The sequence below is a fragment of the Luteibaculum oceani genome, assembly GCF_007995015.1.
Classification (GTDB): Bacteria; Bacteroidota; Bacteroidia; order Flavobacteriales_D; family Luteibaculaceae; genus Luteibaculum; species Luteibaculum oceani.
In genome coordinates, this window is record NZ_VORB01000010.1 from 87,690 (window position 1) to 106,814 (window position 19,125).

Here is a 19,125-nt window from a genome sequence, read left to right on the forward strand (position 1 = left end):
GCAGTCCACTTTCGTGTCCTTGCTTTTTTGCTTTCACGAAAACCCTCAAGCCTGCGGCAATCTGCCTATTAACTAATCACTTAATCACCATAAGGATTACTCGGCTCCGCCTCGTGATCCCTTAGGGGGAGCTTCAGAAAAAGGCAGTCCGCTATCGCGTACTTGCTTTTTTGCTTTCACGAAAACCCTCAAGCCTGCGGCTTGGGATTTTCTTAGAAAGCAAAAAAGGCAGTAAAACTTTCGTTTTACTGCCTTTTTCTGGCGGAGAGAGGGGGATTCGAACCCCCGGTACGATTTCTCGCACGCATGTTTAGCAAACATGTGGTTTCAGCCACTCACCCACCTCTCCATTGGGGGCGCAAATATAATACATTGTCTAAATCAAACAACACCTTCGCTAAATATTTTGCATCCTTACAATTCATTACCTTCGTGCCGCGAAAAAAATTAAATACCATATAATGAAAGAAGTTTTTATTGTATCAGCCGTTCGTACTCCTATGGGATCTTTCCAAGGAGCATTATCTTCTGTTCCTGCAACCCAACTTGGGGCTACAGCAATCAAAGGTGCCTTAGATAAAGCTGGAGTTAAACCAGAGCACGTAAATGAAGTGTTTATGGGAAATGTTCTTCAGGCTAATAACGGTCAAGCTCCTGCTCGTCAAGCAGCAAAAGCAGCTGGATTGAGCAACGATGTTCCTTGTACTACTATAAACAAGGTATGTGCATCGGGAATGAAGTCTATCATGTTTGCAGCACAAAGTATTATGTGCGGTGATAACGACCTTGTGGTAGCTGGTGGAATGGAAAACATGAGCTCTGTTCCTTATTACCTTCCCGCAGCTAGAAATGGTATGCGTTTAGGGGATAATAAAGTGATTGATGGATTGGTAAAAGACGGGTTAACGGATGTATACAACAAGTATCACATGGGTAACGCTGCTGAACTATGTGCATCAGAACACAACATTTCTCGCGAAGAGCAAGATAATTTCGCAATAGAATCTTATAAAAGATCTGCTGCTGCCTGGGAAGCTGGAAAATTCAAGGATGAAATCGTACCTGTTGAGGTTCCTCAAAGAAAGGGTGATCCTATCGTAATTTCTGAAGATGAAGAATACAGAAACGTAAAAATGGAAAAAATTCCAGCTCTACGTCCTGTTTTCCAAAAAGATGGAACCGTAACTGCTGCAAATGCTTCGACACTAAATGACGGTGCTTCTGCATTGGTGCTAGTTAGTAAAGAAAAAATGGAAGAGCTTGGGTTGAAGCCTATCGCTAAATTGGTTAGCTACGCCGATGCTGCTCAAGAACCTGAGCGTTTTACCACGGCGCCTGCAAAGGCACTTCCAATTGCCCTTAAAAAAGCTGGTTTATCTAAGGATCAAATTGATTTTTACGAATTAAACGAAGCCTTTTCTGTGGTAGGTATCGCAAACTGCAAAATCCTTGATCTAGCTTCTGATAAAGTAAACGTTAATGGTGGTGCTGTTTCTCTTGGTCACCCTCTGGGTTCTTCAGGTTCAAGAATTGTAGTTACCCTAATAAACGTTCTTAAGCAAAACAACGGAAAATACGGAGCTGCCGGTATTTGCAACGGTGGTGGAGGTGCTTCTGCACTTGTCGTAGAAAACGTTTAAGCAAATTCCAGAAATCATATATTAGGGCCGAAAAGAAATTTTCGGCCTTTTTTTATGAAAATAATCAACCTCCTGTACGTAATTCCCGGTAGAGCAGAACCTTCCGATAAAGCTGAAATGATTACTCAGCTCCTTTTTGGGGAAAGCCTAGAACTTCTTGAAGAACAAGAGAAATGGTGTAAGGTTAAAAACTTGGAGGATGATTACGAATGCTGGGTTGATAAAAAGCAACTCACCTTTGTTGAGGATGAAGAGTTTGAAGTGTGGAATTCAGTTAATAAATCTTACAACTGTGTTCCTCAGTTCACCCTACTTTCCAACCGAGGAAGTATCCACCTATCCTATGGTGCCTGGGTGCCAGATTCCCAAGCTATTAATATCGGTGATTGGCGGATATCTATTAAATCCACCATCCAATGCAAAGCAGATAACTGGTCAAGCTATGTAATCACTTGGATTAACACACCATACCTATGGGGTGGTAAAACACTTATGGGTGTAGATTGTAGTGGGTTTGTACAACAATGTTTTGCTTATTTGGGAGTTTACTTACCCAGAGATGCATGGCAACAGCAGCAAAAAGGTGAGTTAATAGGGAACGCATCTTCATGGAAAAAAGGTGATTTAGCTTTTTTTGAATCAAATGGCAAAGTAACCCACGTAGGGATAATCTGGGAAGATCAAAAAATCATCCACGCCTCCGGAAGGGTTCGCATAGATCTTTTGTCGGAAGAAGGTATTAGAGACCTTAACGACATCAATAATTTAACTCACAAACTACATTCCGTTAAACGCGTTTATGAATTCGAGCATTAAACTTTTACTGGTCATCCTCTCAAGTGTCCTCCTCTCTTGCTCGCTTGGAAAGTACAAAAGACCAAGTCAAAAGTATTTTCATGGATACGTTAATCTGGAAACGGGAGAACAAGTTGAGGGTAAAATCAAAATTAAACCGGTTTATACCCGATCGCTTAAAATTAAGCCCGAGGGAAGTAAAAACAAGAGAAAAATCCCTGTTTCTGAAATTAAGGATCTGAAAATAAACCTTGTTCGGTATGGCAAAATCGAAATTAACGGACAGGAAAAGCTCCTAGAAATGGTGGCCTATGGAAAAGTTAATTTATACGCCTTTGACCAGTATTATAAAAACGAAATAAGAACCTTCTACTATTTCGAAAATGAAAACGGAACGGTTTTTCAGCTTAACACCGACAACTACCTCGAAATTCTTTCAGACCACCTAACAGGGGTAGACGAAATTTCCGATAAGCTGTATTACGAGGAGGTGGAATACAACCAAATCATCAATTTAGTAAGACGCTACAATCAGAAGGTTTTAACTAACTGATATTCTGACATTTATACCATGTCAATTAGACTTGCTTAAAAGTGAGTGTCTGACTAATTTTCCATTTTTATTTTTTGCTGCTGACAAAAAATCCGAAGCTTAGAAATAAAAATCTGTTGGATTGCTTTTTGTTGTAAATAGGAAAAAACAATAGCAATGAATTTTGACAGATATACCCAAAATGCCCAGCAAGTCGTTCAAAGCGCGCAGGCTGAAGCCATTAAAAGGGATCATCAATTTATAGAACCCTCTCACCTACTAAAAGCATTAATTGATAAGGAAGAGGAGTTTATCTCCTATGTTTTTAAGAAACATTCCGCCAACCTTCTAAATCTTAAATCGGTATTAGAGCTAGATTTAGATCGTTTACCAAAAGTACAAGGCGGAAACGTTCAATTGAGCCAGAACAGTTCCAAAGTTTTGGTGAAAGCAGAGAATTACCTGAAAGAATTTAAAGATGAGTATGTCGCCTCGGAACACCTCCTTTTATCAATTCTAGATAACGGCGGCAAAACAGGGCAAATGCTAAAAGATGCCGGACTCAAATTGAAATCCGTAATCAATACCATAGCCGATTTAAGAAACGGAGACCGTGTTTCATCAAATACCCAGGAAACGGCATACAAAGCGCTTGAGAAATTTGCAATCAACCTTAAAGAGCAGGCTAGAAATGGAAAATTAGACCCCGTTATTGGCCGTGACGATGAAATTAGACGTGTAATTCAAATACTATCCAGAAAAACCAAAAACAACCCCATTCTTATTGGAGAACCTGGTGTTGGTAAAACGGCCATTGCAGAGGGAATTGCTCATAGAATGGTGAAGGAGGATGTTCCAGAAAACCTATTATCCAAACAAATTTATGCCTTGGATATGGGTGCCTTAATTGCTGGTGCTAAGTACAAAGGAGAGTTTGAAGAACGCCTCAAAGGGGTTGTAAAAGAGGTGGTAAACTCCGATGGTAATATCATACTCTTTATAGACGAAATTCACACTTTGGTTGGAGCCGGTGGCGGCGAAGGAGCTATGGATGCCGCTAACATTCTTAAACCAGCCCTTGCTAGAGGAGAATTACGCGCTATAGGAGCCACCACCCTAAACGAATACCAAAAGTATTTTGAAAAGGATAAGGCCCTAGAAAGAAGATTCCAGAAAGTATTTGTAAGTGAACCAGATAGAGAGGCCGCTATATCGATACTTAGAGGTATTAAAGACAGATATGAAACCCACCACAAGGTTCTTATAAAGGACGAAGCCATTATAAGTGCAGTGGATCTTTCTACAAGGTACATTTCCGATAGATTCCTACCAGACAAAGCCATTGACTTAATGGATGAAGCGGCATCTAAGCTTCGCATGGAAATGAATTCTAAACCCGAGGAGTTAGATGAGGTGGACAGAAGAATCCTTCAGTTGGAAATTGAGAGAGAAGCCATCAAAAGAGAAAAAGACGAAGAGAAATTATCCAAACTTGGAGAAGAATTAGCCGACCTTAATAAAAAACGCCGCGACCTTAAGGCCCAATGGGAAAAGGAAAAAGAAATAATAAACGGTGTACAAAGCGTAAAGGAGGAAATAGACGAGCTTAAACTCGCTGCTGAAAAGGCTGAAAGAGAAGGCGACTACGGAAAAGTAGCAGAAATTAGATATGGAAAATTAAAAGAGCTAGAGTTAAAACTAGAAGAAGCGAAAAAGGCAATTCAAGAGCGTGCACACAGCTCTAAATTGTTAAAGGAAGAAGTTGATGCCGAGGAAATAGCCGATGTGGTTAGTAAATGGACAGGAATTCCTCTAAATAGAATGCTGGAAAGCGAAAGGGAGAAGCTTTTAAAATTAGAAGAACGACTTGTAAAGCGCGTTGTAGGGCAAGACGAGGCTCTTACCGCTGTTGCAGATGCCGTTCGAAGATCTAGGGCTGGTTTACAGGACGAAAAGAAACCAATTGGATCCTTTTTATTCCTAGGATCAACAGGGGTAGGAAAAACGGAATTGGCTAAAGCACTAAGTGAATTCTTATTTAACGACGAAAAAGCCATGACGCGAATTGACATGAGTGAGTTCCAAGAGCGTCACGCTGTTAGCCGCTTGGTAGGTTCTCCTCCTGGTTATGTGGGGTACGACGAAGGTGGTCAATTAACCGAAGCGGTTAGACGCCGCCCTTATTCGGTAATATTGTTAGACGAAATCGAAAAGGCCCACCCCGATGTATTTAACATTCTACTTCAGGTTCTTGACGATGGAAGATTAACTGACAACAAAGGCCGCACCGTAGATTTTAAAAACACCATAATTATTATGACCTCCAACATAGGGTCGGATATTATTGCCAGCAATTTCGAAAATGCGGGCGACAACGAACTTGATGAAACCTACGAAACCACGAAAATTCAGGTATTCGAACTATTGAAGAAAAGTTTGCGCCCCGAGTTTTTAAACCGTATTGATGAAGTGGTAACCTTCCGACCACTGAATCAAAGTGTGATTAAAGACATCATTCGAATTCAGATGAACGCCGTAAATGCTCGACTCGAGGACAAGGGCCTAAACATCAAATTATCCGAGGAAGGATTAGAATGGCTTATAAATCAAGGATATGACCCAAGTTTTGGAGCGCGTCCAGTTAAGCGATTGATTCAAAATCAAATCCTGAACGAACTGTCGAAAGCTATATTAGGTGGCGAGGTTAAGGCTGGAGAAGAATTGGTAATGGATGTTTTTGAGGGCAAGGTGGTCTTTAGAAAACCGCTGGAGGAAGAAGCATTATTTTAAACCAATGTTTTAGGAAAATGGATAAGACCGCTCTTTACGGGCGGTCTTTTTATTTCAACCAACCATAAAATTGCAAAGCACAAAAAAAGGGCGACCCTTTGGATCGCCCTTTAAAATGTATTAGCTATAAAGCTTAGTTCATTACTACGTCGTTAGCAATCTTGTACTCGAAAGAGAATTTACCAAAATTTCTTTGTGCACCTGGGTTACATTCTTTATTCGAAGCATCTACTTCAACAACGCGTATTACAGCGTATCTATTTAAACCTCTTAGGTTAACAAAGATAAGTCCTTGCGCAGCATTTGCTGGATTATTAACTGTTGTGCTCGATTGACCTAAACCGTATGCGGTTTGAATTTGGGATTCAGTTGCATTTTCGAAGTTAAAGTTTGCAGTATTAACTGCATTTCCTACTACGAAACGAGTTCCGTTTTTAGACGTAAAAGATCCAGTGAATGCAGCATCTGCCTGGTCGGTATTTACCATATCCTTATTATCATCACTTGAGCTTGAACTTACCGCTAGAACGTTTATCAAATCGAAGGAACCAAGACAGCTTGCGGGACCTGCGATGTGGCGGATGTTACCTTCTCTTAACTCTAATCCAATGGTAGTTACGTTAACTTCTCTTCTTGCAGTTTCTCCATCTCTATCTGTTACAGAAAAAATAAACTTCTCTACACCAGAAACAGATCTTGCAGTATCCTGTAGCTCAAATTGGAAAGATGTTCCACTAATACTAGTATCCTTAATAGTTATTGGAGTGTTGTTGAAAATACGCTCTATTTTAAAATTCTTAAGGTTTTTCTTAGATTGAGAGTTTTCAGTAGCCACTACCCTAAAGTTAAGAAGAGCTTGAGGAGCTACTGCGGTATCACCTGCAATAAAATTGTTTTCGTTATCCAATACTAGGGTTGGCCTTTTGCTTTCTCCACCGTTTCCATCTGATTCACAAGAAACTAGTACTGCACCAGCTAAAAATGGCAATGCCAAACCAAGCATTACTTTCTTTAAAGTTTTCATAGGTCTTTTAATTGTTAATTGTTGCGATTTTGTGCAAATTTAATTTTTCGACCACAGCAACAAAATATTTGATTAAAATACTTGTTAAACCAATGAGTTTAGAACTTTTTGTTATTCGCCATGCAAAGTCCTCTTGGGCTGAAAATCAGTTAAAAGATTACGACCGACCCCTTAATAATCGAGGTTATAAATCCATAGAAATCATGGGTGAACACCTTAAAAGCCAACAAATTAAGCCCGACATAATTCTTTATTCCACCGCTAAACGGACTACCGAAACCTTTGAGGGGCTTCTCCCCTTTGTTCAATCGGATCAATTAAAAATATCTCCTAACCGGATTTTGTATCACGCCTCCAGCCAAACCATTTTCTCTGCCATCAGTGAAATACCAACTAGCTGCAAGAAGGCATTTTATATTGGACACAATCCAGGTGTAACCGATTTTGTTAATGAGCTATGCGGAGAAAACATAAGCAATATCCCAACACTGGGGATAGCTCACATCCAACTCGAAATCAAATCTTGGAATGAAATTTTTCTGGGAACGGGAACGCTAAAGGACTTTGTGTATCCTAAAAAGTTCTCCCCTAACCTCTAATAAGAAAGTGAATTATACGCGGATATTCCAAGCAAATACGTCTTCTTCTAGGCCTCTTTTGTAAGCATTTAGGTAATCGGCCACTTTGTTGGAGAATTCTCTTTGCTCTATAGGAGGCAAATCAAAATCTTCATCACGGTAAGATAGACTTTCGATATGGGCAACAGTTGCTGCAGTACCAAGACCAAAGGCCTCTTTTAAGCTACCATCTTTAATTGCAGCAATCACCTCATCAACCGAAACCTTTCTTTCTTCTACTTTATATCCCCAATGCTTAGCAATTTCCACTACGGACATACGGGTAATACTTCTTAGAATAGAATCGTTACTAGCCGGAGTTATCAAGGTGTCGTTTATCCTAAACATAACGTTCATGGTACCACTCTCCTCGATAAATTCGTGCGAACCACTGTTGGTCCAAATTAACTGGTCGTAACCTTGTTTCTGTGCTTGTTTAGCTGGATACAGTGAAGCGGCATAGTTTGCTGCAGTTTTTGCAAAACCTAATCCTCCTTGTCCCGCTCTCGAGTAGTGCTCTTCTATTTTAACTCTTACCGGCTTGTTGTAGTAGTTCGCCACCGGGCAAGTGAAAATGATAAATCTGTATGTATCAGACGGGCGAATTCCAATGAACTCGTCGGTTGCAAACATAAAGGGTCTTATATATAACGTTTGCCCCTCCTTGCCTGGCACCCATGCTCTATCTATATCGATAAGCTTTTTAAGCGCCTCAATGAACAGTTCCTTTGGAATTTCGGGCATACACATGCGCTGAGCCGATTTATTAAGTCGGTCTAAATTTGCCCCAGGCCTAAAAACTAGAATCTCTCCATTTTCCGCTTTGTATGCTTTTAATCCTTCGAAAATGGTCTGACCGTAGTGCAGTGTAGAGTTAGCAGGACTAATTTCTATATTCTGATATGGAGTAATGCGTAGATCCTTCCACTCCCCATTCGCATAATCCATCACAAACATGTGATCGGAAAAGATTTTTCCGAAAGGAAGATTGTCGAAATCTACCTCTGCGATCTTAGAATTTGTGGTTTTATCTACTCGTATTTCCATAACATCCTTCATACCTCTCCACTTTAAAAGCGCACAAATTTAATCATTAAGCCGATATTTAGCCCCAAAGTTGGATGAACGGAAATGCAAGAGGCACGAAATTTGTTGAAAAAAGTATGGGGTTATCCAGATTTTCGCCCAGCACAAACCCCTGTTATCCAATCGCTTATAGAGGGTAAATCCACCCTTGCGCTTCTACCCACTGGTGGGGGGAAATCTATCTGTTATCAAGTACCCGTTTTACTTAAAGAAGGCATCGGAGTAGTGATTTCACCGCTAATTTCACTGATGGATGACCAAGCAGAGGCACTAAAAAGTAAAGGAATAAAAGCTATCAATCTTGCTGGCAAGATTCACCCTAAAGATTTAGATCGTCTGCTAGATAATTGTGTTTACGGAGATGTTAAATTCCTTTTTCTTTCTCCAGAACGGCTCCAAAATGAATTGGTATCCACCAGGATAAGCCAAATGAAGGTGAACTTATTGGTTTTAGACGAAGCTCATTGTATTTCGCAATGGGGACACGATTTTAGACCTTCTTACTTACAAGTTAAAGAGTTTTTCCCCAATCCTGATGTCCAAACCCTTGCCCTTACGGCAACTGCTACCTCAAAGGTTGTTGAAGACATTGTTGAATTTGGATTCCATAAAAAACCCCAACTTATAAGAAGCTCCTTTTTCAGGGAAAATCTTCGGTTTTTCGTAAAAAAAACGGAGCAAAAGCAAGAATACATCCTAAACACTTGCACCAAACAAAAAGGAAGTGGCATTATTTATACCCGAAGTAGAAAAAACACCCTGCATTGGAGTAATTTCCTCAATGAAAATGGAATCCCTGCCCTTCCCTATCATGCTGGAATGCCTACAAGTCTTCGCGAGGCAAACCAAAAAGAATGGATGGAATCTAATAGGCATGTTATGGTGGCAACCTCTGCTTTCGGTATGGGAATAGATAAGCCCAACGTAAAATTTGTGATCCACCCCGAACTCCCTGAATCGCTGGAGGCCTATATACAAGAGGCAGGACGAGCGGGTAGAAATGGCGAAAAATCATACGCCCTAACCCTGTACGACGATAATGACTTGAAACTTTTAGAGGATAAACTGGTCAATCGACAAGTTGAGAAAAAAGACTTACTGGATTTTTACAACAAACTGATGAGTTTTTTAAAAATCGCTCTGGGTACAGGAAAAGGCACCCTGGTATATTTCGACCCTAAATTGCTTTCATCTTTCACTAAAAAAAGTACTGCCGAAATCGCAACTCTTTTGGATGCGTTAAGGGTTGAAGGGCTTATAGACTGGGATACCCCAAGTATTCGAAAGCCCAAATTGCAGATTACCGTTAACCCCAGACAATTCTATGCTGCGAGCATACGCTACACTGAATTATCGAGTTTAATGGATGCACTCGGCCGGCTTTATCAAGGAATATTCGAGTTTCCTACGCTTATTCATCCAAGACAATTGGCCAAGTATTGCTCCACCAACGAGCAGACTGTAATTAAGCAATTAAAGCGACTGGCAGACCTAAAGCTTATTCAACTTTACCTATTGGAAAATAAGTGGGAACTAAGTTTATTGGAAAATCGGCCGGTTAGTATGAAAAATGCTCTTTCAGGAAAAAAGCTTGGTGTTCTTAATGCTTTAAAAAAGAGACATTTCGAGAAGATAAAATCCTACTTAGAGCTCGAAACCTGCCGCCAGCAATACCTTTGCGCATATTTTGGTGATGAAATTGAAAAATGTGGCAAATGCGATTTATGCCTAAGCATGGAGGAAACTAAAGACTTTTCCAAATTGATTTTTGAAGCCATTCCATCTGAGAAAAGAATAAAAATTGACGAATTGATTAAGCTTAACAGGGTATTTCGATTGCAAAGCGAAGCATTTTATAGACATTTGCGCGATCTCGCTGAATCGGGAAAAATTATTTCGGATAACGATTTTAAAGAAGTATGGAAAAGTTAAACATAGCTGCAGTAGCAACCCTAAAAACAAAAAAGGATCAATCCATTAGAAGATATCACCCTTGGGTATTCTCCGGAGCGGTAAAGTCGTGGGAAGGTGAACCCATAGACGGAGACGTGGTAGAAGTAAGATCCAACAAGGGCGGTTTATTGGGCTATGGGTATTTTCAGGATCAAAGTACCATATGTATCCGGATGATCACCTTTGGTGATAATACTCCAAGTACCAGCTTTTGGACCGACAGCTTAGAAAAAGCATGGCGAAGAAGAGAGAAACTAGGCCTAGTGGAGAATAATGAAACCAATATGTATCGACTGGTATTTGCAGAAGGTGATGGTTTACCCGGATTAATTATTGACATGTACGATGGTCATGCAGTAATGCAAGCCTACTCCATAGCAACCTATCATATCAAAGACATCGTAGTTGAATTTTTAAAGAACAAGCTGGGAAGTAAACTGAAATCTGTTTACGTTAAAATGCCCGAACACATTAAAACGCTACACGGTGTTGATGAAGAATTGGTGTACGGGAATGAAATAAGTGAGTGCATTGCCAAAGAAAATGGCACCAAATACCACATTAACTGGGAAACAGGCCAGAAAACAGGTTTTTTCATTGATCAAAGAGACAATAGAAAATGGCTCGGAAGCATCTCTAAAGGTAAGAAGGTACTTAACACCTTCTGTTATACTGGTGGTTTTTCAATTGAAGCTCTAAAAGGGGGCGCTGCAGAGGTTCACTCCCTAGATAGTTCTGAAACAGCTTTACAGGAACTAGAGAGAAACCTTGCTCTAAATGGGCTTGAAAACGCAAATCATAAGACTATTAAGGCCGATGCTGTTGATTACATCAAGAGCATGGAAACCGATTACGATATCATCGTTTTAGACCCTCCTGCATTTGCGAAAAGCATTTCCTCGAGACACAAGGCTATTCAGGGTTACAAAAGGCTAAATGCAAGAGCCATAGAACACATTAAGCCAGGCGGGCTTATCCTAACTTTTTCTTGCAGTCAGGTTGTAGATAAATTCTTGTTCAACAGCACTGTCTTAGCCGCGGCTATCCCAACGGGTAGAGAAATAAAAGTATTGGGACAATTACATCAGCCTGCTGACCATCCATACAGCATCTATCACCCGGAGGGAGAATATTTAAAGGGTCTTGTAATTCAGGTAGATTAATTTAGTGGAGCTCCAATTAAATTTAAAATCCGTACTAAAAGTTACAAACCCCATAATGCTTGGGGGTTTTGTACAATTCATTTTAACCTTTGTAGACACCGCCTTTCTCGGCCATATTGGTGAATTGCAACTTAATGCAGCTGGGAATGCTGGGTTGGTTTATATTACCTTTTTTCTGGTTGCCCAAGGACTAAGTGAGGGACTACAAATTATTACGGCTAGGCGTATTGGTGCGGGTAACCATCTGGCACTTCGAAATTTATTTTGGAATGCCTTTTTCTTGCTCATTGCACTGGCTTTGTTGGCCTATATTCTGGTCGCATGGTTTTCTTCCCCTTTGTTAACCTACGTTACCGCGGATAGCGAGTTAAAAGTTGCAATAGAAGGCTTTCTTAAAATACGAAGCGTTGGTTACTTCTTTGCAATTGCCCAGCTAACCTTAATTGGTTTTTATTCTGGAATAGCCCAAACCAAAATCCTAGCTACCAGTACAACCGTAATGGCCTCGGTAAACCTAGTATTCGATTATCTCCTCATTCATGGTATCTGGTTATTTCCAGAAATGGGGTTAAATGGAGCAGCATTGGCCTCGGTTATTGCAGAGGCTTGCGCTCTGCTGTATTGTATATCCTATGTTAGGCGGGATAAACGGGTTATGGATTGGATTGGTTTTACGGGGTTCAAATTGGTAAAAGAGGAAATCAAAAAACTAGTTCAATTGTCCTTACCTATTATGGGACAGCGTTTTCTGGCAATGATTTCCTGGACCATTTTCTTTTTTCTAATTGAGAAAATTGGTCGTCATGAATTAGCCATCAGCCAGTTAATTAGAAGCCTTTATTTCCTTGCTTTTATTCCCATAATGGGATTTGGAACAACCACCAAAACCTATGTTTCTAATTACATGGCCCAGCATAAATTCGAACTTGTGCCCCAAGCCATAAAGTATTTAACCAAAGTTTCGCTGGTAATAATTGTATTACTCATACATGGGTATTTACTCTACCCCCAGGCCATTATTGGAATACTTACAAACGACGGGACTTTAATTAAAGACACCGCACCCGTACTGCAATTGGTTTTCTTCGAAGCCCTTGTATTTATGGCTGCTACCGTAATTTTTAATGCTATTGCAGGAGTTGGAGATACCCGATGGGCGTTCATTATCGAAAACCTTTGCATCACCATTTACATTTTCACCGCCTATTATATTACTGTTGTCAATCCACAACCCATATTAATAGTGTGGTGTATGGAGTTTGTATATTTTGGACTCTTGCTTATAGGATCGCTACTCTACTTCAGGTTTAAAAACTGGAGAGCAATACAGATATAACAATATGAAGAATAGAATTATATTTTTTGGAACACCAGAATTTGCGGCTTTCCAACTTCGTTATTTAATAAAAGAAGGCTTTAACATTGTAGGGGTTGTAACCACTCCCGACCGCCCAAAAGGAAGAGGAAGAAAACTACAGGCTTGTGAGGTAAAAGAAACAGCATTAGCCCATAATATCCCTGTATTAGAACCCAACAATTTAAAATCTGAGGAGTTTAATGAGGAGTTAATAGCCTTAAAGCCAGATTTACAAGTGGTGGTAGCTTTTAGAATGCTTCCAGAAAAAGTGTGGAAACTCCCTAATATGGGCACTATAAATCTACACGCCTCACTTCTACCCAATTACCGTGGTGCCGCACCAATTAACCATACCATAATAAATGGAGAAGAAAAATCGGGAGTAAGTACTTTTCTCCTAAAACACGAAATTGATACTGGAAACATTCTCCTACAGAAAGAGGTGGACATAGACCCAAATGATAATGCTGGAGATCTTCACGACAAATTAATGCAGGCAGGCGCACCCCTCCTCGCAGAAACCATTAGAGGCTTATTTTCTAATGAAATCACTCCAGTTGATCAGCAGGACCTTATTAATAAAGAAAACATTAGCCCCAAGCATGCACCTAAAATCTTTAAAGACGATTGCAAGCTGAGCTTATCCCAACCAGTTGCGGCATTACACAATAAAATACGAGGACTAAGTCCCTATCCAGGGGCTTTCTTTGATATAAGCTATTTGGATAAACCCGCCGTACTTAAAATATATAAGAGTGAACTACTCGATGAAGGACCAAAATTGGGTTCTGGAAAACTGGAATTTTGGGAGAAAAAGCTGGTTCTGGGACTCGAAAACGGCGTAATTGCACTAGAAATGGTGCAAATTTCAGGTAAACAAAGGATGTCTGGAAGGGAATTTGCGAATGGATTCCAACTCAATAAAATAATTTTTTCGAGCTGAAAGCCCCGTCTTTATTAACATTCAGGTAGATTTATCAACAAAATTTAGGATTTTCTCTTGAATCTCTTGACTGACGTGACATTTCGGCTAAATTTGTCTGAGTCAAAACAAAGTACTAACCCTAAATCAAATAAGTAATGAACAAAGCTGAACTTATCGATCAAATTGCAGACGCTTCTGGTCTGTCGAAAGCAGATTCTAAAAAAGCATTAGATGCTTTCATTTCCGCCACCACTGGCGAGCTTAAAAAAGGAGGAAGAATTTCTCTTGTAGGATTCGGATCATTTGCCGTTTCTGAGCGTTCTGCACGTAAAGGTCGTAACCCTAAAACTGGAAAAGAAATCAACATTCCAGCTAAAAAGGTTGTTAAATTCAAAGCTGGTGCTGACTTAGCTGATAGCGTGAACTAGTCATCAAGTTATAAAAGCTTTTAAGACCCTGACAGGCAAGTCCTCGTCAGGGTTTTTCTTTTTGTACCCTATACGCTCACAACTGACGGCTGCATTTTTCTTGCCTTCTGAAGTTCAAAAATGTATTTGAACATAAAGTGACATGCTAGAAAACCGAAACTGTGCCACAGAAAATGAGTTCCGATTGAGATCAACTGCAAAGGATCTAGAATTCTAAAAAGTAAAGCCAAAGAAAAGGCACCAAAGGCATATGCCACCCACCACCATTGAAAAAATCGAGATTTAATAATGTTCCACACAGTAGGAACCACTACCATAAACCCCATTATGGCATAGGAAATATTGGTGGATTGGTGATCGGGCACAAAGCGGAATACCAATATTTGAGATACTAGACTTAAAATTAGCATCCCAGCTGCTACCCAAAATGAATTGCTAAGCCGGTATACAAAGAAAACCGCTGCAGCCCAACACAACAAAACAATGGGTACCCAGTCCATATACATAAAAAAGGCGTCAAGTCTAAATGCGTGGTAAATTGTCCCTCCCACTGCTCCTACGGTTAATGTTATCGTTGCCGCAGTTAAGAATTTAAATTTCCCAAATTGTCCTCGTAACCGCAGATACCAGTAACCTGCAAGAAATAAAAACAGCAAAGCTGAAATGGTATTAAATGGCTCAACAATGAACTGATCTAAATTGGTTTCGGTGTAGAGAGGACCTCCATCTCGCATGGTAAGTATGGTAGGTGCATTTGAACTTGGCTCCATATATTATTGATTATCTGTGTTTTGGTTTCCTTTTAATTTAAGGCTTTTTAGAGGAAGTTCTTCCTTAATTTGCCCTGATATAAAAAAGTATCGATGAATTACCAGACTGTAAATCCCTTTGATCAATCTGTCATTAGTAAATACGACTATTTAGACGAAAAAGATCTACCTATTGTTCTTAAAAATGCTCAAATCGCATATAAAAACTGGCGTAAATCAGACTTTAAGCAACGATCGGTCTTACTTCTTCAAATAGCTGATCTCCTAGAAAGCCAAAAATTTAAAGCCGCTGAATTGATGGCAATAGAAATGGGAAAACCCCTAGCCCAAGGAATTGCTGAAGTGGAAAAATGCGCCCTCTGTTGTCGCCATTACGCCAATTACAGCAAATCTTACCTTGAAAAAACACCAATCGATGTTCCCGAGGGAAAAGCTTGGATTCAGTATCAACCTCTAGGAGTTATTTTCGGGATTATGCCTTGGAATTTCCCATTCTGGCAAGTAATTCGGTTTGCCATACCAGCCCTTGCAGGTGGGAATGTTATTTTACTGAAACACGCCCCAAATGTTTTTGGATGCGCGAATTTCATTCAAGACATATTTGAACAAGCAGGAACACCTAAACATGCCTTTCAAAATTTAATAATTAGTGAGGAGCTGGCAAAGACGGTAATAGAAAGCCCCATCGTAAAGGGAGTAACGCTAACCGGCTCAGTTGGCGCGGGGAGCAAGGTTGGAGAAATAACCGGAAAACAAATCAAACCCATTGTTCTTGAACTAGGTGGAAATAACCCATTTATTGTATTTCCCGACGCTGATATGGACCTGGTTTTATCCCAGGCGGAAGCGAAACTTCAAAATGCTGGACAATCATGTATTGCTCCTAAGCGATTCCTTATTCACAAAGATTTGTCCCAGAATTTTATCGATAAATTAAAATATATAATCGACAATTATAGCGTTAATGATCCGCTTTCGGAAGAAACCAAATTGGGACCATTAGCCAGATTAGACCTCGCTGAAAAGCTAGAAGAGCAGGTAGCGCGCACGGTTAAAAATGGAGCTGTAGAATTGGTTAAGTTTCGTAGAGAGGATGCCAAAGTTTGGCCCTGTCTTTTAAGTAATGTTACATCAGATTCCCCTGCGTTTGAAGAGGAGTTATTTGGACCGGTTTTTTGCATTACGGAGTTTAGTACAATAGAAGAGGCTATAGACCTAGCAAATAAGAGTGATTTTGGGCTTGGAGCCTCAGTATTCACCAAAAATGAATCCATCCAAAACAGGTTAGTTGACGAATTGGAGGAAGGGGCGGTATTTATAAATTCAATAGTTAAGTCAGATCCCCTACTCCCCTTTGGCGGTATAGGTATTTCTGGCATTGGAAGGGAGTTGGGTGAACCTGGAATTAAAGCCTTTCAAAACGTAAAAACCGTTCGAATTGCATAAACTATTAGTAAAAAATTACATTTGACAAAAGATTAAAGAATGACCGCATTAGGAAATCACATTATTGTTGAGTACATGGGGTGTATCCCCGAAATAATGAATGATGTTTCTGTTATTGAAGAAGCCATGGTAACAGGTGCTGAAATAGCAGGTGCTACAGTTATCAATTCTACTTTCCACCATTTTTCTCCTTATGGAGTTTCGGGGGTTGTAGTTATCCAAGAAAGCCATTTAGCTATACATACCTGGCCAGAATACGGTTACGCTGCGGTAGATTTATTTACCTGTGGTGAAATGGATGCCTGGATTTCATTTGATCACCTGAAAAAGGTATTTGGTGCTAAGAATTACTCGGCCCTTGAAATGAGAAGAGGTGCACTCAACCTTTTAAATAGAGTAGACTTTGACATGCATTCTATGCGCGAAGAAGCGAAAAAGCATGTTAATCCAGGAAAGTATACGAGAAACGTATGGTTTACAGATAAGGATGATAATCAAGCATTATCTCTTCGCCATACTGGAGAAGTTTTATACGACAAAGACTCTGATATCCAAAAAGTTAGGGTTATAGATACTTACGGTTACGGAAAAACACTAACCATAGACAATATGTTTATGTGTACCGAAACCGATGAGGCACATTACCATGAAATGATATCGCATCCAGCTATGTTATCTCATGGAAACGTAAAAAGAGCTTTGGTTATTGGAGGTGGTGATGGGGGAACCATCCGAGAGCTGGTAAAACACCCAAGCTTAGAGAAAGTTGACATGGTGGAAATCGATGCGAACGTTGTAGAAGCATCAAAGCTACACCTCCCTACCCTTTCTAGCGCCTTCGATCATCCAAAGGTTAATTTGCAAATAGCAGACGGTATCAAATTCGTAAACGACGCCGCTCCTGGGACCTACGACCTGATTATTGTGGATGGTTCCGATCCTGTAGGTCCTGCAGAGGGATTGTTTTCTGCCAAATTCTACGAAGCTTGTAAAAAAGCCTTGAATGATAATGGACTTTTGGTAACACAAGGAGAAAGCCCAATGTTTAACCACGAAGTTTTTGCTGAATTAAATACCTGTTTAAAAGGGATTTTCGGTAAAGATTCGGTTAACACGCTACTTTTCCACATCCCTACCTACCCTTCTGGAATATGGAGTTTCCAAATTGCATCTAAAGGAAACATTAATCCTACAAAAGTTAAAGAGGATTTAGCAGGCGATTTTGAGAAAAACAACGCACTTAAATACTACAGCTCCGCACTTCATGGAGCAGCATTTATTCTTCCGAATTACATAAAGAAAATGCTTAATGAATAATAGTTTTGACATCAATGGCGTGGGAATTCCGAACGGACAATACTTCGGATTTCCATTTTCATTGGATGAAGCTGATTTAGTTTATTTATCCATACCATGGGATGCCACAACTAGCTATGGCAAAGGAACTTCACATGGACCTGAAGCTATTTTAGAAGCTTCCACCCAACTCGATTTTTTTGACCCCTGCGTACCCAAAGCATGGAATTATAAAAGAGCAACTATCCCGGTAGATCAGGATATTGCTGTTAAAAATGCTGAGGCCAGGAAATGGGCTAAAATGGTTAGTGATAGTCATTGTGGAGAAACACCTCTGGACGCTGATGTGGTTGAGAAATTAACTGGAAAGGTTAATAGCGCCTGTACAGAACTCAATAACTATGTTTATCAAGAAGCAAAACGCTGGTTAAACAAAAACAAATGGATAGGATTAGTGGGTGGCGATCATGGAGCGCCATTAGGCTTGATGAAAGCGGTTGCTGAGGTTTATCCAGGAGTTGGAATTCTTCAAATCGACGCCCACGCTGATCTTCGCAATTCGTACGAAGGATTTACCTACTCACATGCTAGCATTATGTATAATGCGCTGCAACTTAAGGGTATCGCGAACTTAACTCAGGTAGGTATAAGAGATCTAAGCCCACAAGAAGCAGCCAGAATCGATGAAGACGGTAGAATTAGAACCTTTTTCGATTGGGATCTGAGCGAGCAACAATATCAAGGTAAATTATGGAGCCGCATTTGTGAAGAGATTTCTCGAAGCTTACCAGAGAATGTTTATATCTCATTCGATATAGACGGTTTAGCGCCTTATCTATCTCCAGACACAGGAACACCAGTCCCTGGAGGGTTAACTTTTAACCAGGTCTTATATCTGCTGTATTACATAGTAGAAAGCGGCAAGAAAATTGTTGGATTTGACCTATGTGAAGTGGCTCCAGAAGAAAATGGGGAATGGAACGCAAATGTTGGAGCAAGAATACTATATCGACTAAGCAACCTTCTTTTCTTATCTCAAAATTTCGGATAACTATTATTTGGAATCCTAATAGCAAAGCCTGTTCATCTCATTGAACGGGCTTTTTTTTTAACCTACCCCAAAAAACACTTTCCACACCCGTTTTAAATTGGTATATCTCTAGAGTGGTATATATATGTGCTCATATTTACATTATATGACAAATTAAAAACCGCACATTTTACATTTAACCAAATTTAATTAAATTCAAACTTTAGGTTTTCAATAATAGGTGTTCGTAAAATTTAATTTAATAATGACTTC

16 protein-coding genes and 1 tRNA gene are annotated in these 19,125 nt (G+C 40.0%); 13 read left to right on the plus strand and 4 right to left on the minus strand.

Translation table 11 applies throughout. From position 1 onward, the window contains the following. Positions 1 to 259: 259 nt before the first annotated feature. Positions 260 to 349 (minus strand) — tRNA-Ser (locus FRX97_RS10805). 112 nt (positions 350 to 461) lie between these two features. On the opposite strand from FRX97_RS10805, the gene FRX97_RS10810 reads away from it, so the two are divergent. The 4 genes from FRX97_RS10810 to clpB all read left to right on the plus strand — a co-directional run bounded on the left by FRX97_RS10810 (position 462) and on the right by clpB (position 5,757). After that, complete coding sequence (locus FRX97_RS10810) at positions 462 to 1,640, plus strand: acetyl-CoA C-acyltransferase (protein WP_147015230.1); 1,179 nt, start codon at positions 462 to 464, stop codon at positions 1,638 to 1,640. A gap of 54 nt (positions 1,641 to 1,694) precedes the next feature. Further along, positions 1,695 to 2,456 carry a C40 family peptidase gene (locus FRX97_RS10815; protein ID WP_147015231.1) on the plus strand — a complete coding sequence of 254 codons (762 nt, stop codon included), beginning with the start codon at positions 1,695 to 1,697 and terminating at the stop codon, positions 2,454 to 2,456. After that, complete coding sequence (locus FRX97_RS10820; protein ID WP_147015232.1) at positions 2,440 to 2,988, plus strand: hypothetical protein; 549 nt, start codon at positions 2,440 to 2,442, stop codon at positions 2,986 to 2,988. The genes FRX97_RS10815 and FRX97_RS10820 overlap by 17 nt, the downstream gene beginning before the upstream one ends. Before the next feature lie 156 nt (positions 2,989 to 3,144). Continuing rightward, positions 3,145 to 5,757 carry an ATP-dependent chaperone ClpB gene (gene clpB, locus FRX97_RS10825; protein WP_147015233.1) on the plus strand — a complete coding sequence of 871 codons (2,613 nt, stop codon included), beginning with the start codon at positions 3,145 to 3,147 and terminating at the stop codon, positions 5,755 to 5,757. Between the two features lie 133 nt (positions 5,758 to 5,890). Here clpB and FRX97_RS10830 read toward each other — a convergent pair whose 3' ends face one another. Continuing rightward, positions 5,891 to 6,781, minus strand: a complete 891-nt coding sequence (locus tag FRX97_RS10830) for a hypothetical protein (RefSeq protein WP_147015234.1) — start codon at positions 6,779 to 6,781, stop codon at positions 5,891 to 5,893. Between the two features lie 92 nt (positions 6,782 to 6,873). On the opposite strand from FRX97_RS10830, the gene FRX97_RS10835 reads away from it, so the two are divergent. Then, on the plus strand, positions 6,874 to 7,380 hold the full coding sequence (locus tag FRX97_RS10835; RefSeq protein ID WP_147015235.1) for a SixA phosphatase family protein: 507 nt from the start codon (positions 6,874 to 6,876) through the stop codon (positions 7,378 to 7,380). A 12-nt stretch (positions 7,381 to 7,392) separates the two neighbouring features. On the opposite strand, the gene FRX97_RS10840 is transcribed toward FRX97_RS10835, so the two are convergent. Next, a complete protein-coding gene (locus tag FRX97_RS10840; protein ID WP_147015236.1) occupies positions 7,393 to 8,457 on the minus strand; it encodes a branched-chain amino acid aminotransferase in 1,065 nt (354 codons plus the stop codon). Positions 8,458 to 8,529: 72 nt separating this feature from the next. On the opposite strand from FRX97_RS10840, the gene FRX97_RS10845 reads away from it, so the two are divergent. From FRX97_RS10845 to FRX97_RS10865, 5 genes are all read left to right on the plus strand, one after another. Next, positions 8,530 to 10,416 carry a RecQ family ATP-dependent DNA helicase gene (locus FRX97_RS10845; RefSeq protein ID WP_147015237.1) on the plus strand — a complete coding sequence of 629 codons (1,887 nt, stop codon included), beginning with the start codon at positions 8,530 to 8,532 and terminating at the stop codon, positions 10,414 to 10,416. Continuing rightward, on the plus strand, positions 10,404 to 11,600 hold the full coding sequence (locus tag FRX97_RS10850) for a class I SAM-dependent rRNA methyltransferase (protein ID WP_147015238.1): 1,197 nt from the start codon (positions 10,404 to 10,406) through the stop codon (positions 11,598 to 11,600). The genes FRX97_RS10845 and FRX97_RS10850 overlap by 13 nt, the downstream gene beginning before the upstream one ends. 55 nt (positions 11,601 to 11,655) lie before the next feature. Then, on the plus strand, positions 11,656 to 12,936 hold the full coding sequence (locus FRX97_RS10855; RefSeq protein WP_147015239.1) for an MATE family efflux transporter: 1,281 nt from the start codon (positions 11,656 to 11,658) through the stop codon (positions 12,934 to 12,936). A 4-nt stretch (positions 12,937 to 12,940) separates the two neighbouring features. After that, the gene (gene fmt / locus FRX97_RS10860; RefSeq protein ID WP_147015240.1) at positions 12,941 to 13,900 is read left to right on the plus strand and encodes a methionyl-tRNA formyltransferase; all 960 of its coding nucleotides are present in this window, start codon (positions 12,941 to 12,943) and stop codon (positions 13,898 to 13,900) included. A 137-nt stretch (positions 13,901 to 14,037) separates the two neighbouring features. Beyond that, complete coding sequence (locus tag FRX97_RS10865; protein ID WP_147015241.1) at positions 14,038 to 14,310, plus strand: HU family DNA-binding protein; 273 nt, start codon at positions 14,038 to 14,040, stop codon at positions 14,308 to 14,310. A 68-nt stretch (positions 14,311 to 14,378) separates the two neighbouring features. On the opposite strand, the gene FRX97_RS10870 is transcribed toward FRX97_RS10865, so the two are convergent. Beyond that, positions 14,379 to 15,080 (minus strand): hypothetical protein, encoded by a 702-nt coding sequence (locus tag FRX97_RS10870; RefSeq protein ID WP_147015242.1) that lies wholly within the window; start codon positions 15,078 to 15,080, stop codon positions 14,379 to 14,381. A 93-nt stretch (positions 15,081 to 15,173) separates the two neighbouring features. Between FRX97_RS10870 and FRX97_RS10875 the strand changes: the two genes are divergently transcribed. The 3 genes from FRX97_RS10875 to FRX97_RS10885 are packed head-to-tail and all read left to right on the plus strand — an operon-like array spanning position 15,174 to position 18,873. Beyond that, a complete protein-coding gene (locus FRX97_RS10875) occupies positions 15,174 to 16,526 on the plus strand; it encodes an aldehyde dehydrogenase family protein (protein WP_147015243.1) in 1,353 nt (450 codons plus the stop codon). A gap of 39 nt (positions 16,527 to 16,565) precedes the next feature. Further along, positions 16,566 to 17,843 (plus strand): polyamine aminopropyltransferase, encoded by a 1,278-nt coding sequence (gene speE, locus FRX97_RS10880; protein ID WP_147015244.1) that lies wholly within the window; start codon positions 16,566 to 16,568, stop codon positions 17,841 to 17,843. Then, positions 17,836 to 18,873, plus strand: a complete 1,038-nt coding sequence (locus tag FRX97_RS10885; RefSeq protein ID WP_147015245.1) for an agmatinase family protein — start codon at positions 17,836 to 17,838, stop codon at positions 18,871 to 18,873. Before speE ends, FRX97_RS10885 begins: the two co-directional genes overlap by 8 nt. The last annotated feature ends 252 nt before the right edge of the window (positions 18,874 to 19,125 follow it).